The sequence below is a fragment of the Nesterenkonia sp. Act20 genome, from assembly GCF_019173455.1.
Classification (GTDB): domain Bacteria; phylum Actinomycetota; class Actinomycetes; order Actinomycetales; family Micrococcaceae; genus Nesterenkonia.
This window is the reverse complement of sequence record NZ_JADPQH010000001.1, coordinates 91,827-111,474: the sequence shown is the minus strand read 5'-3', so window position 1 is coordinate 111,474 and position 19,648 is coordinate 91,827. Positions and strand designations below refer to the sequence as shown.

At 67.0% G+C, this 19,648-nt stretch carries 17 protein-coding genes and 3 tRNA genes; 7 read left to right on the top strand and 13 right to left on the bottom strand.

What is annotated here, in order from left to right; translation table 11 throughout:
• Nucleotides 1-7: 7 nt before the first annotated feature.
• The 3 genes from IY716_RS00550 to IY716_RS00540 form a co-directional block, all read right to left on the bottom strand.
• A complete protein-coding gene (locus tag IY716_RS00550; protein ID WP_218219732.1) occupies nt 8-616 on the bottom strand; it encodes a ClpP family protease in 609 nt (202 codons plus the stop codon).
• 203 nt (nt 617-819) lie between these two features.
• Complete coding sequence (tig, locus tag IY716_RS00545) at nt 820-2,214, bottom strand: trigger factor (protein ID WP_218219731.1); 1,395 nt, start codon at nt 2,212-2,214, stop codon at nt 820-822.
• Between the two features lie 40 nt (nt 2,215-2,254).
• A tRNA-Pro gene (locus IY716_RS00540) sits at nt 2,255-2,328 on the bottom strand.
• A 312-nt stretch (nt 2,329-2,640) separates the two neighbouring features.
• Here IY716_RS00540 and IY716_RS00535 point away from each other — a divergent pair.
• Nucleotides 2,641-2,713 (top strand) — tRNA-Lys (locus IY716_RS00535).
• Nucleotides 2,714-2,857: 144 nt separating this feature from the next.
• Here the strand turns inward: IY716_RS00535 and IY716_RS00530 are convergent.
• A complete protein-coding gene (locus tag IY716_RS00530; RefSeq protein ID WP_218219730.1) occupies nt 2,858-3,412 on the bottom strand; it encodes a hypothetical protein in 555 nt (184 codons plus the stop codon).
• A gap of 89 nt (nt 3,413-3,501) precedes the next feature.
• Between IY716_RS00530 and bcp the strand changes: the two genes are divergently transcribed.
• From bcp to IY716_RS00505, 5 genes are all read left to right on the top strand, one after another.
• On the top strand, nt 3,502-3,969 hold the full coding sequence (gene bcp / locus IY716_RS00525) for a thioredoxin-dependent thiol peroxidase (RefSeq protein WP_218219729.1): 468 nt from the start codon (nt 3,502-3,504) through the stop codon (nt 3,967-3,969).
• 59 nt (nt 3,970-4,028) lie between these two features.
• A tRNA-Leu gene (locus tag IY716_RS00520) sits at nt 4,029-4,112 on the top strand.
• 33 nt (nt 4,113-4,145) lie between these two features.
• A complete protein-coding gene (locus tag IY716_RS00515) occupies nt 4,146-5,786 on the top strand; it encodes an ABC transporter substrate-binding protein (RefSeq protein WP_218219728.1) in 1,641 nt (546 codons plus the stop codon).
• Nucleotides 5,787-5,903: 117 nt separating this feature from the next.
• A complete protein-coding gene (locus IY716_RS00510; RefSeq protein ID WP_218219727.1) occupies nt 5,904-7,415 on the top strand; it encodes a malate:quinone oxidoreductase in 1,512 nt (503 codons plus the stop codon).
• Nucleotides 7,416-7,418: 3 nt separating this feature from the next.
• The gene (locus tag IY716_RS00505) at nt 7,419-8,207 is read left to right on the top strand and encodes an alpha/beta fold hydrolase (RefSeq protein ID WP_218219726.1); all 789 of its coding nucleotides are present in this window, start codon (nt 7,419-7,421) and stop codon (nt 8,205-8,207) included.
• Nucleotides 8,208-8,243: 36 nt separating this feature from the next.
• Here the strand turns inward: IY716_RS00505 and IY716_RS00500 are convergent, their stop codons facing one another.
• From IY716_RS00500 to IY716_RS00490, 3 genes are read right to left on the bottom strand one after another with little or no spacing between them, the layout of a single operon-like run.
• Nucleotides 8,244-9,659 carry a hypothetical protein gene (locus tag IY716_RS00500; protein ID WP_218219725.1) on the bottom strand — a complete coding sequence of 472 codons (1,416 nt, stop codon included), beginning with the start codon at nt 9,657-9,659 and terminating at the stop codon, nt 8,244-8,246.
• Entirely contained in the window at nt 9,656-12,736 is a 3,081-nt protein-coding gene (locus tag IY716_RS00495; RefSeq protein WP_218219724.1) for an AAA family ATPase, read from the bottom strand. Before IY716_RS00495 ends, IY716_RS00500 begins: the two co-directional genes overlap by 4 nt.
• Nucleotides 12,733-13,947: an exonuclease SbcCD subunit D gene (locus IY716_RS00490; RefSeq protein WP_218219723.1), complete on the bottom strand. Its 1,215-nt coding sequence runs from the start codon at nt 13,945-13,947 to the stop codon at nt 12,733-12,735. The genes IY716_RS00495 and IY716_RS00490 overlap by 4 nt, the downstream gene beginning before the upstream one ends.
• Before the next feature lie 67 nt (nt 13,948-14,014).
• Here IY716_RS00490 and IY716_RS00485 point away from each other — a divergent pair, with 67 nt between their 5' ends.
• Entirely contained in the window at nt 14,015-14,800 is a 786-nt protein-coding gene (locus IY716_RS00485; protein ID WP_218219722.1) for an ADP-ribosylglycohydrolase family protein, read from the top strand.
• Here the strand turns inward: IY716_RS00485 and IY716_RS00480 are convergent.
• From IY716_RS00480 to IY716_RS00455, 6 genes are read right to left on the bottom strand one after another with little or no spacing between them, the layout of a single operon-like run.
• Nucleotides 14,784-15,869, bottom strand: a complete 1,086-nt coding sequence (locus IY716_RS00480; RefSeq protein WP_218219721.1) for an exonuclease domain-containing protein — start codon at nt 15,867-15,869, stop codon at nt 14,784-14,786. The genes IY716_RS00485 and IY716_RS00480 overlap by 17 nt on opposite strands.
• Complete coding sequence (rdgB, locus tag IY716_RS00475; RefSeq protein ID WP_218219720.1) at nt 15,866-16,531, bottom strand: RdgB/HAM1 family non-canonical purine NTP pyrophosphatase; 666 nt, start codon at nt 16,529-16,531, stop codon at nt 15,866-15,868. Before rdgB ends, IY716_RS00480 begins: the two co-directional genes overlap by 4 nt.
• Nucleotides 16,528-17,268, bottom strand: coding sequence for a ribonuclease PH (rph, locus tag IY716_RS00470; protein WP_218219719.1), 741 nt, complete (start codon nt 17,266-17,268; stop codon nt 16,528-16,530). Before rph ends, rdgB begins: the two co-directional genes overlap by 4 nt.
• Nucleotides 17,265-18,098 (bottom strand): MBL fold metallo-hydrolase, encoded by an 834-nt coding sequence (locus tag IY716_RS00465; protein ID WP_218219718.1) that lies wholly within the window; start codon nt 18,096-18,098, stop codon nt 17,265-17,267. The genes rph and IY716_RS00465 overlap by 4 nt, the downstream gene beginning before the upstream one ends.
• Nucleotides 18,099-18,116: 18 nt before the next feature.
• Nucleotides 18,117-19,016, bottom strand: coding sequence for a glutamate racemase (gene murI, locus IY716_RS00460; protein WP_218219717.1), 900 nt, complete (start codon nt 19,014-19,016; stop codon nt 18,117-18,119).
• Nucleotides 19,013-19,645 (bottom strand): DUF2017 family protein, encoded by a 633-nt coding sequence (locus IY716_RS00455; RefSeq protein ID WP_218219716.1) that lies wholly within the window; start codon nt 19,643-19,645, stop codon nt 19,013-19,015. Before IY716_RS00455 ends, murI begins: the two co-directional genes overlap by 4 nt.
• Nucleotides 19,646-19,648: the final 3 nt, after the last annotated feature.

The following is a 19,648-nucleotide window of genomic DNA, read 5'->3' as shown; positions in this document are numbered from 1 at the left end:
TGCGGGATCAGATGCCCCCGCCGCCGGAGACGGTGGAAGACCGCTTGGCGATCTTGTCGAAGAAGCCGTAGGCGAGGCCGTCTTCAGCGGTGAACCACTTGTCACGGGCATTGTCCCGAAGGATGGTCTCGAGGCTCTGGCCGGTCTGCTCTGCAGTCAGCTCGGCCATGACCTGCTTCATGTGCTGGATCAGCTGCGCCTGGATCCGGACGTCCGACTCGGTGCCCCCGATGCCGCCCGAGGGCTGGTGCATCAGGATGCGTGCGTGCGGAGTGGCGAATCGCTTGCCGGGGGTGCCCGAGGAGAGCAGGAACTGTCCCATCGACGCGGCCAGGCCGGTGGCCACGGTGACGACGTCGTTCGGGATGAACTTCATCGTGTCGTAGATGGCCATGCCCGCGGTCACGGAGCCGCCCGGGGAATTGATGTAGAGCGTGATGTCGCGCTCCGGATCCTCGGCGGAGAGCAGCAGCATCTGCGAGCAGATGGTGTTGGCGTTGTCGTCGCGGACCTCTGAACCGAGCCAGATGATCCGCTCTTTGAGCAGACGGTTGTAGATGTAGTCGTCGCGGGACGCGGGGTCCACGGTGGACATGCTCGGCAGGTTCTGGGTCATGGACTCATCCTCCACTGGTGGGTCAAGCTGGGTCGGCACTGGCAGTGCCCTCGCCAAGAACATTACTGGTTGTGCGGGGGCTGGCGAGCCCTCGGCGCGGGACTGTTCGCTGTTGGCACACGCGTTCAACTGCCAGCGAAGTCCACCACGCGAAGAAGGGCTCCACCTCAACGGTGAAGCCCTTCTTCTGTGACAGCTCAGTGTCAGTTCTGCTTGGTGTCCTCGGCAGCCTCAGCCTCAGGAGCCTCGGTCTCGGCCACTTCGGTCTCCGTTGCTTCGGCCTCGCCGGACTCGTCCTCATCACCGGCGGGGGTGACGAAGTCGGTCAGATCGACGGTGTTGCCCTCGGTGTCCTTGACCACGGCGAGCTCGAGCACCTTGGCCAGAGCCTTGCGGCGGCGAACCTCGCCCATGATCATCGGCACCTGGCCGGCCTGGTCGAGCATCTGCGCGAACTGGTTCGGCTCCATGCCGTACTGCGAGGCGGTCGAGACGATGTACTCGATGACCTCGCTCTGTTCGACGCCGATCTCTTCCTTCTGCGCGATCTCGTCCAGAACGAGCTCATTGCGGAAGGCGTCTGCAGTCTGCTTGGAGATCTCCTCGCGGTGCTCCTCGGTGTCGTGGTCGTCACCGGACTCGTGACCCTGCGAAGTGAAGTGCTGGTCCACCTGCTCGGCGACCACGGACTCTGGCACCGGGACCTCGATGAGCTCCATGAGCTTCTCCAGGACCTTGTCACGGGCCTCGACGCCCTGTTCCACGACGAGGTTCTCCTCGGCCTTGGAGGTCAGATCGGCGCGCAGCTCCTCGATGGTGTCGAACTCCGACGCCATCTGGGCGAACTCGTCGTCAGCCTCGGGAAGCTCGCGCTCCTTGACCGCCTGGAGGGTGACCTTGACCGATGCGGTCTCACCGGAGTGGTCGCCGCCGGCAAGGGTGGTCTCGAAGGTGGCGTCCTCGCCGGCCGAGAGACCCTCGAGGGCCTCGTCGATGCCTTCAAGCATGGTGCCGGCGCCGACCTGGTAGGAGAGTCCGGAGGCGGTGTCCACCTCTTCCTCTCCGACCTTGGCGACCAGGTCGATGGTCACGAAGTCGTCGTGCGCGGCGGGGCGATCGACGTCCTTGAGCGTGCCGAAGCGGCCACGCAGCTCGTCGAGCTGCTCCTGGACGGCGGCGTCATCGGCGGAGCGTGTCTCCACCTCGACCTCGAGGCCGGAGTAGTCCGGCAGCTCGATGGCCGGCTTGACGTCCAGCTCGCCGCTGAACTTCAGCGTGCCCTCATTGGTCTTGACGTCGGGGATCTCGTCGATCTCCACCTCGGGGCGGGACAGCGGGGTGATCTCCGCTTCGGCGAGACCCTGCTGGTAGAAGTCGTTCAGACCGTCGTTGATGGCCTGCTGCATCACATACTCGCGACCGACGCGCTGGTCGATGATTGCCGCGGGGACCTTGCCCTTGCGGAAGCCCGGGACCTGAACCTGCTCGGCGATGCTCTTATAGGCAGCCTTGATCTTTGGCTCAAGCTCTTCGGAAGTCACCTCTACGGTGAGCTTGACGCGGGTCGGGTTCAGATTTTCTACGGTGCTCTTGACCACGTGTGGGGCTCCTGATCGATGACTGGTGGATCGTCTGCTGTCGGGGTGACAGGATTTGAACCTGCGGCCTCACGCTCCCAAAGCGCGCGCTCTACCAAGCTGAGCTACACCCCGATCTCCGGACCATTGCGCTTCGACGTGCCGTTCGCACGGCACGCTTCTGCAGGGACAATGGCGGACCGGTATACAGTACCGTGCTCCTGTCCAGGGCGACGAATCCTCACACGTCCTGGAGGTGAATCCTCACGGCACACTCCGTGACGGAGCTCTCCTGGCTGGTGGATTCCGCGCGAGAAGCACGGGATTCACCGTGAGACCACGATCACTGAATATCGATTGGCGTGCCCGCTGACCGGGTGCTAGAGTTTTATGTCGTTGCCCTGCTGATGAGGCGGGCGGCGAAATGAAGACAACGGATGCGATTCAGGGCCTCTAGCTCAATTGGTAGAGCATCAGACTCTTAATCTGCAGGTTTCGGGTTCAAGTCCCGAGGGGCCCACTGTGCACCACGCAGACGTTGTTTTCAGGATCAGACCGTCGGTTCGCGAGTTCATCTCGTGGTTCGGCGGTCTTTTTCGTGTCCGGCGGCATCGGACGTGGCCGAGGGGCTCGAATGCCCGTACGGCGCCTGAGCACTGCTGCCTCAGGCCGCGTCCATCTCCTCCACGGTGTCCATGAAGTAGTCGATGAACTCGAAGAAGTCGTCCACGTCCTTGCGCTGGTGCAGCACGATGTCCGGGAACTTCTCGAGACGGACCTGACCGTGCAGATCCAACGTCACCCGTCTTCCCGTCGACAGGGCCAGCTCCACAAGATTGTCCCGGGTGGCCATCCCCGCAAGGTTCGTCAGGTTCACCAGTGTGGGGATCAGCGCCGTGGCTGCCCCGGGCAGCTCAGCGCGACGCAGCACCTCCACGCGGTCCAGCGCCTCTTGCAGGTCCACCGGGCAGAGCACGATCTCCACGGGCTGGCGCCGATAGCCGACGAGGAGCAGGGTCTCGGACCTCTCACTCGACACCCGAGTCGATTCCGAGGAATCTCTTCCCCCTGAGGGCTCGGCCTCATCCGGGAGGGCCCTCAGGTCGGTGGTGCACAGGATGTTGTAAGACCCGAAGTTCATCACGGAGGCGTCGAATGTGGCACGCAGGGCGTTCACCAGGTGCTGTTCCGGCCTGCTGCGCTCGGTGGTGATGACCATGGGTGCCTCGACTCTCACGGGGGCGTCGTGGGTCCAGTCTACGGATAGGCTGACAAGGACGCATCAGCCACCTCGTTGAAAGGACCCCGATGAGCAACCGACTTGAACCTGGTGATTCGGCTCCGAACTTCACCCTCCCCAGCACCGGCGGTGACACGGTGAGCCTCAAGGAGCTGCAGGGCCAGAAGGCGGTCCTGTACTTCTACCCGAAGGCTTCCACCCCGGGGTGCACCACGCAGGCCTGTGACTTCCGGGATTCGCTGTCCTCGCTCGCCGCCGGCGGCTACAGGGTGCTGGGCATCTCCCCCGACCCCATGTCAGACCTGGAGAAATTCACCGCGGAGCAGTCACTGAGCTTCCCGCTGCTCTCAGACGAAGACCATGCGGTGGCGGAGTCCTTCGGTGCGTGGGGCGAGAAGACGAACTATGGTCGCGTGAGCGAGGGTCTGATCCGCTCCACCATCGTCTTGGACGAGACCGGAATCGTGACTCTGGCACAGTACAACGTGAAGGCCACGGGCCACGTGGCCCGTCTGCGCGAGAAGCTCGTGGTCTGATCTCCTGTAGAATGAGCGGTCGCTGGATGGCCCTCCAGGCAGCCTCCCAGCGACCCTAAGCGGGCGTGGCGGAATTGGTAGACGCGCTGGATTTAGGTTCCAGTGTCTTAGACGTGGGGGTTCAAGTCCCCCCGCCCGCACCACCAGCGCACCTCCCCCGAGCATAAGGACGAGAGATGCTCTCAGCCATCGAACGACGTCGTTTCCTCGGCGCCTTCGGCGTGGCCGGAGTCGCCGGCGTGCTGCAGAGTCCCGGCTCGGTCGCGAACGCCGCACCCATCCCCACCTCGGCCACGGGAGCACCCGACACCGAGCCGGAGGGCATCGTGCTCTCCGCCGTCTCCTCAGTGGTCTCCATGGATCCCGCCCTCGCTGTCGACACGGAGACCGAGCGGGTCTGTCGTCAGGTCTTCGAGACCCTGGTGGGGATCGACGGGGACACCGGTGCCACTGCGCCGCTGCTCGCCACGGAATGGGAGGCCAGCGGCAATGGGCTGCGTTACACCTTCACCCTTCGCGAGGGCGTGGCCTTCCACGACGGCAGCGAGCTCACGGCCGACGTCGTCGTCGCGAATTTTCGACGCTGGGGCCAGATGAATCAGCTGCTCCCAGATGACGGTCCAGCGCGGACCACACTGGCCTTCGAGTCGCTCTTCGGCGGGTTCATGGATGAGGAGGCCTGCCTGTTGGAGTCGGTCGAAGCTCCCGATGACCTCACCGTGGAGCTGACGCTCAAGGAGCGGCTGGTGTTCCTGCCCGAGGCTCTGGCCATGCCACCCTTCGGCATCGCCTCGGCGGAGGTGCTCTCGGACTCCGACCCCGAGCGGCTGGCTCGGGAGCCCATGGGCACCGGGGCGTACCGGATCGTCAACGTGGGCGAGGATGAGGTCGTCCTCGAGGCCTTCACCGACTACTGGGACGGTGTCCCCCCGGCTCCGCGCGTAGCGGTCCGCACGCTGCCTCGCTCCTTCGACAGGCTGCGCGAGCTTCAGCGCGGAGAGATCGACGTCTACGACTACATCACCGCGGACAATCTCCGGTCCCTGGTGCAGGCAGGACGGCTGATTCTGCAGCGCGACCCGTTCTCTGTCCTGTACCTGGGTTTCAACCTCGACCACCCGATCATGGGCGACCGGGACGTTCGGGAGGCCGCCGCTCGTGCCATCGACCTCAACGCCCTGGTCGAGTCCTATTTCCTCGAGGGCACGCGTCCGGCCTACCACTTCACTCCTGCGGCCCTGGAGGTCCAGTCAGAGGAGGCGTCCCGGTACGGCTTCAATGCCGAGGAGGCGCAGGCGCTGCTCGAGGACACCGGGTACGACGGCGAGCCGCTGCCCTTCTACTATCCGATGAACGCCACCCGCAGCTACTTCCCGCGACCTGAGGCGGTCTTCGCCTCGGTGGCACGAGACCTCACCGCGGTGGGCTTCAACATCAAGCCGCAGCCGGTCTCCTGGGACGGCGGATACGTGCAGTCGCTGCTCGACGACGAGAAGCGGGCGATGCACCTGCTGGGCCGCAACGGCGGATACCGCTCTCCCCATTCGTTCTTCGGCCCACTGTTCTCCCAGCAGACACCGGAGTTCAACTACGATTCGGAGCAGGTCCGGGAACTCATCAACACCGCCCGCAGCGTGGCTGAGGAACAGCGTCGCAACGACATCTACCGGGACGTCTCGGATCTCGTGGCTGAGGACCTGCCGGCCCTTCCACTGGTGCACCCGATCTCGGGCGTTGCGCTGGGGCAGGGAGTCACCGACTACCCCATGTCTCCGGTGCTGCACGAACTTTTCAAGAACATCATTCCGGCCGAATAGTCGCCCCCTTGCCCGCGTAAAGAATTTCATTCGCTCGGCTCCGCGCGGGTAGAGTCGCTGATCGGATACCCGCACCACCCCCGGGTCTCGTCAGGGGGAACACTCAAGGAGAATTCTGTGGCCAAGTCATCGTCGACAAGCGCTCATGCGCCCAGCGCAGGGCAGAAGTTCGACGTCGTGCTCATCGGCGCCGGAATCATGTCCACCACGCTCGGCTCGATGCTCAAGGAGCTGGAGCCTGACTGGACCATCGGCATGTTCGAATCCCTGGACCAGGCCGGGCAGGAATCCTCCGACCCGTGGAACAACGCCGGGACGGGCCACGCCGCGCTGTGTGAGCTCAACTACACGCCCCGCGGAGCAGACGGCAAGGTCTCGACTGCCAAGGCCCGGGGAATCAACGAGCAGTTCACCGTCTCCAAGCAGCTCTACTCCCACTGGGTCAAGGCCGGAACGATCGGTTCCCCGCGAACCTTCATCAACGGCCTGCCGCACATCAGCTTCGTCTGGGGCGACAAGAACGCGGAGTACCTACAGGAGCGCTATGAGGCCATGAAGGCCCAGCCGCTGTTCTCCGACATCGTGCACACCGAGGACCATGCCGAGATCGCCGAGTGGGCTCCGCTGCTGATCGAAGGGCGCGACCCCTCACAGCGGGTGGCAGCCTCGAAGTTCGACACCGGAACTGACGTGGACTACGGCTCACTCACCCGGCAGCTCGCCACCCACCTGGACAGCAGCGGCGTGGAGGTGCGCTACGGACACGAAGTCCAGTCCGTCAAGCGCGGCGCCGACGGCCGATGGGACGTCAAGGTCAAGGACAAGGCCACCGGTGAACGCAGCACCTCCAGTGCTCGCTTCGTCTTCGTGGGCGCCGGCGGCGGTGCATTGGGACTCCTGCAGGGAGCCGGGATCGATGAGATCAAGGGCTTCGGCGGATTTCCCGTCTCCGGGAAGTTTCTGCGCAGCACAGACCCGGCGGTGGCTGAACGTCACCACGCCAAGGTCTACGGCCTTGCCTCGGTGGGCGCTCCGCCGATGTCGGTCCCCCACCTGGACACCCGCTTCGTGGAAGGACGCCGCACCCTGATGTTCGGCCCCTACGCCGGCTTCTCCACCAACTTCCTCAAGAGCGGCTCCTTCATGGACCTGCCGCTCTCGGTCCGTCCGCACAACCTGATCCCGATGCTGCAGGTCGGCAAGGACAACACCGACCTGGTGACCTACCTGATCAAGGAGGTCACGAAGTCCTCGAGCGAGAAGTTCGACGAGCTGCACAGCTTCTTCCCCGACGCGGGGTCCGATGCGTGGGAGATGATCACCGCCGGCCAGCGCGTGCAGGTGATGAAGAAGGACGAGAAGGGCAAGGGTGTGCTGCAGTTCGGCACCGAGCTCATCTCAGCCCGGGATGGTTCCATCGCCGGTCTGCTGGGCGCTTCCCCCGGCGCCTCCACCGCACCGTCCATCATGTTCTCCCTGCTGGAACGCTGCTTCGGGGCGCAGATGGACCGGTGGCGTCCGAAGCTTGAACAGATGGTGCCCTCCTTCGGGCGTGCGCTCAATGACGATCCGGCGTTGCTCTCCGAGGTCACCGCCGAGACGGCCAAGACCCTGCAGCTGGACCCCTGATCCATGGCCCGCCTCGAGTTTCCAGCACCCGACACCGTCCGCACCCCGGCTGGTCTCACTCTGCACACCTGGACCCATGAGCAGCCCACGGGCCCACCTGTCCTGCTGATCCACGGATTTGCGAGCAGCACGCTCTACAACTGGGTGAAGACTGGATGGCTCGACCCGCTGGCGAGCACTGGCCGCACCATCATCGCCGCGGATCTTCCCGGTCATGGTGACTCCAAGGAGACGAATCCCCAGGGCGTCCGGGTCGGCGACATTCTCCGGGACCTCAGGACCCATCTGACGGACCAGGGGCACGACGCGGTGGCCGTTCATGGCTACTCGCTCGGTTCACGACTGGCGTGGGAGTTCAGCGCGGCTCACCCGGAGATGGTGACCCATCTGGTCATGGGTGGCTCCCCCACGGATGATCGGCTGGGGGCCCTGGAACCAAAGCAGGCTCGCCTCTGGGTGCAGGAGGGCGTCCGACCGCTCGATGACCTCACGCGAAACGTCGTGACCATGGCGGGCAAGCTGCCCGGGGCCAACGTGCCGCATGTGGTGGAGCTTCTGCTCAGCCTCTCGGTGGATCCCTACGATCCCGCAGCAGCTGTGCCCGCGGCTCCGACTCTGGTGGTGGCAGGCTCGCAGGACGAGATCGCTTCTGAGGCAGCGTCTCTGGTGCCGTTGATCACCAAGGCAGGTGCCGTCGGGGCCTTCGTCCAGATCCCGAACCGGGATCACGTCAATGCGGTGACCTCGCGTGACTATAAGTCGGCAGTGGTCGAGTTCCTGCAGACCTCCTGAGAGCGTTCTGCCGAACCACCGGGCCCCGTCTCTCAGTCAGGCCGAGCCCTCGCCGGACTCCCGGAGTGACGACGTCTTAGGGCCACCAGACTGGGGAGTTCCCCAGAGCTGGCCCCCGAGCACCACGACCACGGCCACGAGGCTTCCGGAGGCGGCGACCAGCGTGGACCAGCCGTAGCCGAGCTCGTCGGCGGCTATCCCGGCAAGTGTGAGCCCCAGGGCAAGCCCCAGGAGCAGTCCCCCGGAGACCGCCGACATCGCGTTCGGCAGCCGCCCGACCGACGCCCCCATGCCTAGACTCGCGTAGAGCGCGATGCTCAATCGCCCGAGCATGACTGCACTGAGCACGCAGAGCCCACTGAGCACCAGGAACGATCCCGCTGTCGGCCCGAGAGTCGCCACGGCGAGAAGCACCAGGGTGAGCACCAGCAACACCGCCGCGTGAAGTCGCCGCCGTCGCAGCAGGAGCGGGCTGCCGAAGGCTTGGGAGTTCGCCCGTCCCGCCAGCACCGATGCTGCAGCGACGAGTGCCATCGGTACTGTGAACAGACTCGGTCGCGGCAGCGTCTGGGCCGATCCCAGGACGGTCATCCACAGCGCACCCAGCACCCCGCCCAACGCGGCCGCCAAGAGAGTCGCTGCCACGAGCCCCCGCGCCCCTCCCGTTTCCGCCGCGTCGGAGCCTTCTCCCGGGCGAGGATCTTCAGCCAGGATCTCTTCCTCCAACTCGGCGGGAAGATACGCCCGGTGGGGAAGTTCCTCCGGGGCGAGCCCGCGGTGTTCGAGCAGCAGCTGCTGAGCGTGCTCGACTCCGCCGAGCGGGAACCGGGCCGGTTCGACAGGGGTCATGTCTGGCAGCGCGCGATCCACGGCGAAGAGCGGAACGGCGGACGCCGTCAGCACTGCCGAAGTCAGGAGCCCGGCGGTCGGTCCGACGCCGAAGCTCAGTGCCGCCACCAGGAGAGGTGCGGCGATCAGCGCGGCGTCATCCAGGCGAACTTCGTGACGGAGCCCCGCCCGCACGCCATGATCCGCCTGCATCGGCGGCGTCGCGGGGACCCAGCGTTGCGCACGGCTGAAGGTGGCGGTGGCGGGCGCACTCAGGCCGGCGACGGCGGCGAAGACCAGAAGCAGCACATAGATCACCGCGTCGGAGGTCAAGGTGTCCTGGCGGGTGAGCCGGTCGATGCTGCTGACCATCAGCACCAGCATCAGCACGTGAACGATGGCACTGACCAGGAGGACGTTGCGCGCACCGACTCGTGAGGCCAGCAGGCTGGCCGCAGGTCCGCCCACAGACATGCCCACCAGGGCGGCGGCGACCAGGGTGGCGGTGGTGAACATCGACCCGGTGCCCGCAGCCGTCGCCGCCATCACCCCTATGGGAAGAAGCGGCCCCGGCAGGCGCGCGGCAAAGGAGATCCCGGTCCCGTAGCCGCGCAGCCAGCTCACGGGATCACCATCTCGGTGGTGGAGCCATTTCTGTGCCGCAGCACCCGCAGCTGGGTGGGGATGGCGCGGTGCATCTCGCTGACGTGGCTGACCAGGCCCACCCGGCGCCCCTCTCCTTGGAGCCTATGCAGAGCGCTCATCACATGCTCGAGGCTGTCCTCGTCCAAGGAGCCGAATCCCTCATCGATGAACAGCGACTCCATGCCGATTCCGCCCGACTCTGCCTGGACCACCTCGGCAAGTCCCAGAGCCATGGCCAGTGATGCCATGAAGGTCTCCCCGCCCGAGAGAGAGGAGGTGGAACGCTCGACGTCGCTGTGTTCATCGTGGACCTTGAGATCCAGGCCCTGCAGACCCCGCCCTGCGGCGTCGTCGCTGTGCATCAGCCGGTAACGCTGCTCCGACATCGTCGCCAGATGTCGCGTGGCGGCCTCCGCCACGCGCTCCAGCCGCGCGGCGAGCACGTAGGTGGTCAAGGTCATCTTCAGCCTGTTCTCGGCGCCCGCCCCGTTGATCGTCGCTGCGAGGTCGGCTCGACGTCGCTGCTCCACCAGGACGGTGTCCCGGTGGAGTTGAGCCTGCCCGAGCTTGTCCGCATGCTCCTCGAGGGCCTCGCGTTGGGCATCGAAGCGCACCAGCGCCGCAGCTGCCGTCTGTGCCTGGGCTGCGGCGGTCTGCCTCCGCTGCGCCGCGGCGGCGAGCTGCTCAGCATCCGGGCGTTGTTCCCCGGCCTTGTGCCGGCGGCCGCCGGCCTGAATGATCTCCTGCGCAGACTCATACTCCAACTCCCGCTCAAGCTCATCCCAGGCGTCGACGGAGGCGCCGTGATCATGGAGCTCCTCGGTGCTGAGTCGGGCGGCGTCGAGCTCAGCGGAATCGGCGAAGGCAGAGGCGTGAAGCTGCTGCTCGGCGGCCTGTTGTGAGCGGTCCCGGTGCGCCTGTTGGAGCTGAGCTTCCTCGATCTGCCTCTGCGCCGCTTTCACCGCGAGCTGTGTCTTCTCCAGCGCCGCCAGGCGCAGGGCGACGGATTCGTAGCTTCCGCGCAGCTTGTTCAGGGTCGACTCGAGCTCGGTGATCTCAGCTGCGTGCTGGGCCGCCGCTTCGCCGCTGCGCTGCGAGGTGTGCAGCGCCTGGGCGTGCCGCTGGCGCAGCTCGTGCTCCCGGGCAGTGTCCTCCTCGAGCTGCTCGCGCAGCGAGCGCTGGAGCCTGCGCTGCTCCTCGACTTCTTGGAGGGCGAGCCGGGCATGTTCGAGACGGCGCTGCGTCTCTGCGACGCTGACCTGCGCCTGTTCGCCGAGCCCGGCGAGCAGGTCCTGATGCTGTTCGGTGATGGTGCGCTGTTCGATCCGGGCCTCGTTCACCGCGTCTCGGCCGGTCTGCAGTTCCGCCTGGCTCTGCTCGACGTGTTCCCGGGTCACGGAGGTGTCACTGTCAGTGGCCGGGTCGGGATGCGAGGTGGATCCGCAGACCAGGCAGGGCTGCCCTGGCTCGAGCTCCCCTGCGAGCTGCACCGCGACGTTGCGCAGGTAGTGCTGGAGCCGCTCGCGATGCGCGGACTCGAGACGTTGGTGCTCATCCTCCCGCTCCGCCACGCGGGAGCCCCAGAGTTCGACACGGCCCTGCAGCCGATCGCGGGAGCGTTGTGCCTCCTCCTGCGCGACCAGCTCATCGCACGTGGCCCGCGCCTCGTCTCGGGCGGCTTCCAGGGCGTCGGGGTCCCTCAGTCGGCTCTGCTTCTCTTGGCGGGTGGCCGCCAGGCGTTCCAGCTCCCGGGCGTGCTCCTCGGCCTCGGTCCGGGCCTGATCGGCGGCGCGCTGCGACTCTGCCTGCTGGGCAAGCAGCAGCCCATGCCGGCGCTCGTGTTCGGCGGCCTCCCGTCCGGTCAACCGTGCGCGCAGGGTGAGAAGCTCTTCGGTCGCAGCGGCGGCCAGCTCCGGACGTGGGTGGCCCTGGGCGTCCACGAGCTCCGCAGTGGTGATGTCGTCGGGCTGCAGCTCCGCGAACTCCTGCAGCTCGCGCCCCGCCGAGCGAGCTCCCGCTGAGGCTCGCTCCACGGCACCGGCGTGCTCCCGCATCGCCTCCTGCGCTGCGGCAAACCACTCCAGCACCTGTTTCGCAGCCTCGTGACGCTTCAGCTCCCCGCGCTTCTCGGCGATCGAGGCTGCCTGATGCTGATGCTCGGCGTGGCGCGCCGTGTGCTCGGCATAGCGGCGCAGCGCTTCGTCGCGTTCGCGCAGCTCGTTGTCCTGATCCTGGGTCTGCTGCGCGGCCTCGGTGCTCGCCTCGGCGGTGTCCACGAGCAGAAGACGACGACGACGCACCGCCTCGCTCACCCACCCGGGCAGCTCGTCCTGGGGCATGTCGGCCAGCTCGGCGGTGTCCGACTCCTCGGACCCCTCCGGAAGCATCGCCTGAGCTGCGTGACGGAGGTTCTCCGTGTGCAGGTCGATCTTGGCACGGGTCTCCTTGAGCTGCTGCTCTGACTCCCGGGCGCGTTCGCGCAGATGTCTCTCCAGCAGGGTGAACCGCTCCGTGTCGAAGAGGCGCTCCAGGAGCTCCTGCTTGTCCTTGCTGCTGGCATGGAGGAACTGGGCGAAGGATCCCTGAGGCAGGAGGATCACCTTGGTGAACTGGTGGAGATCCAGCCCGAGCAGTCGCTGGATCTCGTCATTGGCCGCCTGGATCCCCGAGGAGTACGGCTGCCACTCCCCCGCCTGGTCCAGATGCAGCGTGACCCGCTGGCCGACCTCGCGCACTCTGCTGGGATCCCGCCTCTGGGGACGCCCATGCTGCGGGGACCGCCAGATCCGACAACGTTGGCCGGCCTGGGTGAATTCGAGCTCTACGAAAGGCTCGCTCTGTGCAGCGGCGTGGGTGCTCTTCAGCCGCATCCTGTCACGCTGACCCGGGACGTCCCCGTAGAGCGCGAAGGTTACGGCGTCGAGGATCGAGGTCTTCCCCGCACCGGTGCGGCCACGCAGCAGGAAGAGACCGTCGGCCCCGAGTCGATCGAAATCGACTCGCTCGGTGCCGGCGAACGGACCGAAGGCATGCAGGGTCAGGTGATGCAGCTTCATGGGCGCACCGCCTGGAGACCTTGGTCGATCAGTTCTCGTTCCTCGGGGCTGGGCCCGCGACCGCCGCGCACATGCTCCAAGAAGCCTTCGATGACCTCGGTATCGGTGCGTGCCTGCTCCACCTTTGCCGAGTAGGTGCGGTGGGACGCGTCTTGACGGCCGGTGTGGGTGAAGGAGGCCAGGTGAGGATAGCTTTCCTGCACACGCTGGAACGCACGCTCCGGGCGCACGCTGTCGGTGAGCTTCACCTGGACGAAGGAGTCCCGATGAGTGAGCACCGGCTCCTCCCCGAGCAGCTCCTCCAGCGTGCCCTCCAGCTGCGCCAACGGACGGCCGATGCTCCAGTCCAGCGGTTGGGCGGAATCTCGGGTCCCTGAGTCCCACAGCCAGGCGCCCTTGGCCTGATGGGTCTCTGAGAAGGAGTAGCGAAGCGGCGATCCGCTGTAGCGCACCGTCGTGGAGAGTCGCTGCCGTCCGTGGAGGTGGCCGAGTGCGACATAGTCGAAACCAGCGAAGAGCTCCAGCGGCACCACTGTCAGTCCTCCGATGGTGTCCTCGTGGTGTGCTGGCGCGTCACCGGCGGCGACGTCCACACCGATGTTGCGCTCGGAATCGCTCGCCGCACCGTGGGCGGCGAACAGGTGCGCCATCAGGATCACCGTCAGCGGTCCCTTCACCGTCTCAGCCGCCGCCGTCTCAGCCGCCGCTCGTCGCGCCTCGGCATCGGCCCAGATGCGCCGGATGACCTCGGCGGTGACACCGGTGTGGTGGGCACGCTCCAGTCCCAGTGCGGGCGCGAAGAGCTGCGGCTCCAGATATGGCACTCCGTAGACCAGCGTGGTGCCTCCCGTGGGCTCGGTGAACTCCACAGGGATCCAGGCGTCCTCGAGCGAGCTGCGGATGTGCACCCCCGAGCGGCGCATGAGTCCGCGCCCGAACCCCAGCCGGGCCGCCGAGTCGTGATTGCCCGGCGTGATGATGACCTGGACGCCGGCGTCCACCAGGCGCTGCAGGCAGCCCTCCAGGGCGGCCACTGCCCACTCAGGCGGCAATGCACGGTCATAGACGTCTCCCGCAATGAGCACGACGTCCACTGCGTGCTCCGCCACAGCTGTGCAGAGGGCCTCGAGCATCTGTTCCTGCTCCTCGCGCAGGGAATGGCCGTGGAAGCCACGGCCCAGGTGCCAGTCGGAGGTGTGTAGCCAGCGCATGGCTCCACGCTATCGGCTGCCACGGACATGGCCGGAGCACCACCCCGGCTCAGACTATTCTGGGAGCGTGGATTCCGCCGAGAAACTGATCAGCCGCTTCTATCCGGTGCTTGCAGCGGGTGCCCGCCAAAGTGACTCCCCTGCTCATCATGCAGAGCTGCTGCATCAGCTCTGCACGGCCGATGGTCTGCTGGAGCTCCTGGACTGGACCAGGCAGGGGCTCGGTGCCGATCCCCTCGCCTGCATGTGGCTCGGGTCCCTGCGTTGGTATCGCGTGGTCACGGGGTCCTATCCGCCCGGCGCCCCGCAGCCTCCCCGTCGCACGGTCGATGCTCAGCTGGCGAGACTTCTCGGCGAGGGGGCGCTGACGCTGCAGCCAGATTCCGCAGCTGGCAGCCTGGTTGCGCTCGCGGACGGACAGATGGCCTACCCCAGTGCGCCCGCTCAGCCGGAGTCCCAAGATCCCCAGGCGCTGCTGCGCGCGGTGCCCGTGGGACTCGTGCCCTACATCGACGAGCCGATGCGCCGCGCCTGGGCGCGACAGACCGTGGCTCTCACGCATGGGCATCCCGCGCTGCTGCGCCGCGCGGAGGAGCTTGCAGTCTTGGTCCATGAGCTCGCCACCTCCTCGGCGCCGGTATCAGAGGGCACCGCGAAGGTACGCCGCGAGATCACCGAGTCCATCCAGGATGCCCCGGTCCGGGAGATCCTGGAGCGGCAGCTCGACGCGGCACACGGCCCAGATCGCTCCCGCGGCCGGACGATCCCGGCTGATCGGGGCATGGATGCAGGACTGCTCGCGGTGATCGATCAGCTCGCCCAGCAGTGGGCGGAGGTCACTCGCGCGCAGTGACCTCCGCCGGCGCGCTCTCCTCGGTCTGCCCCGGGACCGGCCACGCCGCCCCGAGCAGCGCACGGAACTCCTCTTCGGCGATGAGCCGGATCGATTGACCCTCTGACCGACGGCGCAGCGCATCCCGGGCCTTGCTGCTGCGCAGCGGAAAGGAATCGTCGGGTGCGGCGAGCTCCCAAGGTTCGAAGCCGTCACCTACGACCAGCAGCGAGGTGGCTGCCGTGACCCGGGATGAGGTCCCTGCGCCGAGACCGGCAACTATCTCCTTCGCCTCGGCACGCGGGATGGAGAGGCTGCCGGTGAAGCTCAGCTGCTGACCGAACAGTGCGTGGCCCGGGTCTGCCACCGCAGAGGGCGGGAGGTTCTTTCCCTCGTCCTGCCACCGCATCAGATCCGGCATGTGCCGCGGGGCGGGTGCCGGCAGGCGCGCATCGAAGAGGTGTGCCATAGTGCGCACCTGGCGGGTCGCCCGGGATTCTCGTGCGCGCGGACCCTGCCAGGCCTCCATCGACCGAGCCGAGACGCCACTTTCCTGGAAGAGCCGGTGGATCGGGCCCACCGCTCGTCTCTGGGCGATGTCGCAGACCACGGCGGCGCTGGCCCGGGCGTCCTCCAGTGCGTAGTGATGGGCGGTGAGCTCATAGCCGGCCTCCGCGGCGGCCTTGGGCAGGGCGTGCGAGGGAAGCGTGTAGTTCGCACGGGACAGTCGCACCGAGCACAGGCAGCTCAGCCCCGGGGAGTCCAGGCCGCTGACCTCGAGTGCGGATTCGAAGACCTCGATGTCGAAGGCTGCGTTGTGTGCCACCAGCACGTCTCCGGCGATGAAGGCGCTGATCTCCTCGAAGAGCTCCCCGAAGCGGGGTGCCTGCGCCACGGCTTCGGCGGTGATCCCGTGGATCGCCACATTGTGGGGGTCGAAGCGGTCAAAGCCCTCCGGGGGGCGCATGGCCGAATAGTAGGTGTCCACTTCCTTCCCCTCGCGGACCTTGACCATTCCGATCGCGCAGGGGGATCCGCGGAATCCGTTGGCGGTCTCGAAGTCGACCGCGGTGAAGTCGAGCCCCTTCACCGCGTCAGTGCTTCGAGGATGTGCGGGCGAAGGGCGGCGAACGCCTCGCCGCGGTGTGAGATCGCGTTCTTCTCTTCCATGGAGAGCTCAGCAGCACTGCGGGTCTGACCGGAAGGCTGCAGGATCGGGTCATAGCCGAATCCCCCAGCACCCTGGGGTGCGAACAGCAGGCTGCCGCGCAGCGTCCCGGTAGTGGTGAACTCCTTCGCCGGGGCCTCCGGCGACTCGGGGATGACCAGCGCGGCCACGCAGACGAACGCTGCCCCGCGGTGTTCCGGGGCGATGTCCGCGAGCTGCTCCAGCAGCAGCCGCAGGTTGTTCTCATCCGAGGCCTGCGCGCCCGCCCAGCGCGCCGAGAAGATCCCCGGTGCACCGCCGAGCACGTCCACTGCCAGTCCGGAGTCATCCGCCACGGCGGGCAGGCCGGTCTCGGCAGCCACTGCGCGCGCCTTGAGCAGAGAGTTCTCCGTGAAGGTGGTTCCCGTCTCGGGGATCTCCGCACAGCCGGCCGTGGCGGCGTCGATCACTGCGTGCTCGAGATCGAGCTCGCCCAGCGCCTTGCTGGAATGGAGCGGGCCCGACTCTGTGTGGGAACCGAGCAGCGCCCGGAACTCCCGCAGCTTGCCGGGGTTTCGGGTGGCCAGGACGATCCGGGCGTTCACTGCGCGAGCGCCTCCCGCTGCATGGTGGCCAGACTCTGGGTGCCGCCCAGGGCAAGGTCCAGCAGAGCGTCCAGCTCCGCGCGGTTGAAGGGGGCCCCTTCAGCGGTGCCCTGCACCTCGACGAAGTCTCCGGAGCCGGTCACCACCACGTTCATATCGGTCTCTGCGGTCGAGTCCTCGGCGTAGGGCAGGTCCAGCACCGCCTGTCCCCCGGGCAGCACTCCCACGGAGATGGCGGAGACCGAATCCTTCAGGACCTCAGCGCGCTTGGCCACGTGGCCTTCGCTGCGCGCCCACTCCACTGCATCGGCCAGGGCCACGAAGGCCCCGGTGATCGCGGCGGTGCGGGTGCCGCCGTCGGCCTGGAGCACGTCGCAGTCCAGGGTGATCATGTTCTCGCCCAGCGCCTTGGTGTCCACCACGGCACGCAGCGAGCGTCCGATGAGTCGCGAGATCTCGTGGGTGCGACCACCGATCTTCCCCTTGACGGCCTCACGGGCGGATCGGGTGTTCGTGGCGCGCGGCAGCATCGAATACTCGGCCGTGACCCAGCCGGCTCCCTGTCCCTTGAGCCAGCGCGGCACATTGGACTCGAAGGAGGCGGTGCACAGCACCCGGGTGCCCCCGAACTCGATCAGCGCCGAACCTTCGGCATGGGCGCTCCAATGGCGGGTGATGGTGACCGGACGAAGCTCATCGGCTGCTCGTCCGTCGGTCCGCTGATTAGTGATGGTCACTTCTCGCTCTCTTCGTGTGGTGTGGTTCTGGTTCCGCCGATCTCATAGCTGACACCGGCGACGGCGACGGCGAGGTCACCGCTGTACTGCTCTCTGGCGCGGGCGAGCAGCACACGCTGTGAGGTCCACACGGGGATGTGGGTGAGCAGCAGGCGGCCCACGCCTGCCTCGCGTGCGCTGATGCCGGCTCGGTGCCCGTTGAGGTGGACGCCCTCGATGTGATCGTCCCGGCCGTCCTCGAAGGCTGCTTCGCAGAGGAACAGATCTGCGTTCCGGGCTGCCTCGACCAGCCCGTCGCAGGCGTCGGTGTCCCCTGAGTAGGTCAGTGTGTGCGGCAGACCGTCCGCCGAGGCCTCGGGCACGACATCGATGCGCAGCGCGTAGGCCTCCTCGATCGGATGGCGCGCGGGGACCGGGGTGATGGTGAACGGCCCGATCGTCTCGGCCTGCCGGGGGCGCCAGGTCTTGAAGTCGAAGTCCGGGTGCATCCCGGGATTGGGGTCCATGCCATAGGCACTGGCGATGCGCTGGTCCGTGGTCGAGGGCCCGTAGACCGGCACATGCTTCCCGGGCCAGCCGCCTGGACGCCATCGGATGGCGACGTGCAGCCCGCACAGGTCCATGTAGTGGTCCGGGTGCAGGTGTGAGAGACAGACGGCGTCGATGTCTTCCAGCGCCAGGTGCTGCTGCAGCTTTCCCAGCGCTCCATTGCCCAGATCCACGACCACCCGCCAGGTGCGGCCCTGGTAGTCGGCGGTCAGCAGATAGCACGACGCCGGGGACTCCGGGCCGGGGAAAGACCCGCTGCACCCGATGATGGTGAGTTTCATATGGTGCGTTGCTCCCCTTCAGTCATCCTGCGCTCCGGCCAGCATAGCGGGAGTGATCCGCTGAATCACACCGGTGGGATAGGCCTCGCGCACATGGTCCACCTGCTGCACTCTGCGCACCTCGGGGCCGAGGAAGCGACGTGCCAGCGCCCGGAATGCCTCCGCGTCTCCGGTGGAGAGAAAGGTGTGCACCGCAGCCGGACCGGGGCGGTCCTGCAAGTCGATCGGACGCTGGAGCCCGTGCCGGGTGAGCGCACGGTAGAGGTCCTTGGCGGTCTCCTCGGCCGAGGAGACCAGCGTGACCTGCTCCCCCATCACATAGGAGATGACGCCGGTGAGCAGCGGGTAGTGGGTGCAGCCAAGGACCAGGGTGTCGACCTCCGCCGCCTTGAGCGGGTCGAGATACTCCCGGGCCGCCTGGAGCAGGTCGTCACCGGCGGTCACGCCGCGTTCGACGAACTCCACGAATCGCGGACAGGCTGCCGCGGTGATCTTCAGCTGCGGGGCGGCGGCGAAGCTGTCCTCGTAGGCGCCCGAGCCCACGGTGGCGCTGGTGCCGATCACGCCGATGCGCCCATTGCGGGTGGCAGAGGCCGCTCGGCGCACGGCTGGCTGGATGACCTCGATGACCGGTATCCCATGCCGGTCGGTATAGCGTTCGCGCGCATCGCGCAGCACCGCCGCCGAGGCGGAGTTGCACGCGATGACAAGCGCCTTGACTCCGGAGTCGACGAGCTCGTCCATGACGCCCAGGGCATGAGCCCGCACTCGGGCGATCGGCAGGGGACCGTAGGGGCCATGAGCGGTGTCACCGAGGTAGGTGATGGACTCCCCCGGCAGCTGATCCAGCACGGCGCGGGCGACGGTGAGGCCGCCGACTCCGGAATCGAAGATGCCCACCGGAGCGGATGCGTTCATGCGGAGCCCATGTCCTCGTCGGTCTCCTCCTCCGGGAGGAACTCGGTCATGGCGCTGAACAGAGACTCCTGCAGCCAGGTGATGAAGGTGTAGATCTCCGCCATGAAGGCCTCGGAGTCCTTGGACCGGGAGGCGAGGGCCAGCTCATGCACGCGCTCGGCGTCCTCCTCGGTCTCCAGGTTCAGCCGGCTGGCCAGCGTCAGCCGGAGGTCGTTGAGGGCACGCCCGAACATCGGAGCCACTTCCTCCTGGATGCTGACCGGGGAGCTCTCCAGGAGCATCCGCGCTGTGCGCAGGTCCGCCAGCTTGGCACCGCGCAGCGAGCTCTCACTCAGCCGACGAAAATGTCCTGCCTCTTCCTCATCGTCCAGCGCATCGGGAAGCAGCCGGCGCAGCACCTCGTCCGTCGGCGCGGCCAGCGGCTCGTCCCCTCCCAGTCCGGCCATCTCCGCCCGGAAATGCGCGAACTCGGGGTCCTCGGAGGCGCTGTCTGGTGTATCCGTCGTCTCCTTCTCACGATTTTGAAGCAGCGTGATGACATCGGCGCACAGCGAGCTGAGCAGACGGCGTTCGTGCGGCTCCAGATCGGCGCGGTATCCCTTGGTCGTGGCGCGGAAAGCAGTGGCCACGGA

Coding starts and splice junctions, on each gene's coding strand:
- IY716_RS00550 (WP_218219732.1), bottom strand. CDS start 616: ATGACCCAGAACCTGCCGAGCATGTCCACCGTGGACCCCGCGTCCCGC.
- IY716_RS00530 (WP_218219730.1), bottom strand. CDS start 3,412: ATGGTCATCACCACCGAGCGCAGCAGGCCGGAACAGCACCTGGTGAAC.
- bcp (WP_218219729.1), top strand. CDS start 3,502: ATGAGCAACCGACTTGAACCTGGTGATTCGGCTCCGAACTTCACCCTC.
- IY716_RS00515 (WP_218219728.1), top strand. CDS start 4,146: ATGCTCTCAGCCATCGAACGACGTCGTTTCCTCGGCGCCTTCGGCGTG.
- IY716_RS00505 (WP_218219726.1), top strand. CDS start 7,419: ATGGCCCGCCTCGAGTTTCCAGCACCCGACACCGTCCGCACCCCGGCT.
- IY716_RS00495 (WP_218219724.1), bottom strand. CDS start 12,736: ATGAAGCTGCATCACCTGACCCTGCATGCCTTCGGTCCGTTCGCCGGC.
- IY716_RS00490 (WP_218219723.1), bottom strand. CDS start 13,947: ATGCGCTGGCTACACACCTCCGACTGGCACCTGGGCCGTGGCTTCCAC.
- IY716_RS00465 (WP_218219718.1), bottom strand. CDS start 18,098: ATGAAACTCACCATCATCGGGTGCAGCGGGTCTTTCCCCGGCCCGGAG.
- murI (WP_218219717.1), bottom strand. CDS start 19,016: ATGAACGCATCCGCTCCGGTGGGCATCTTCGATTCCGGAGTCGGCGGC.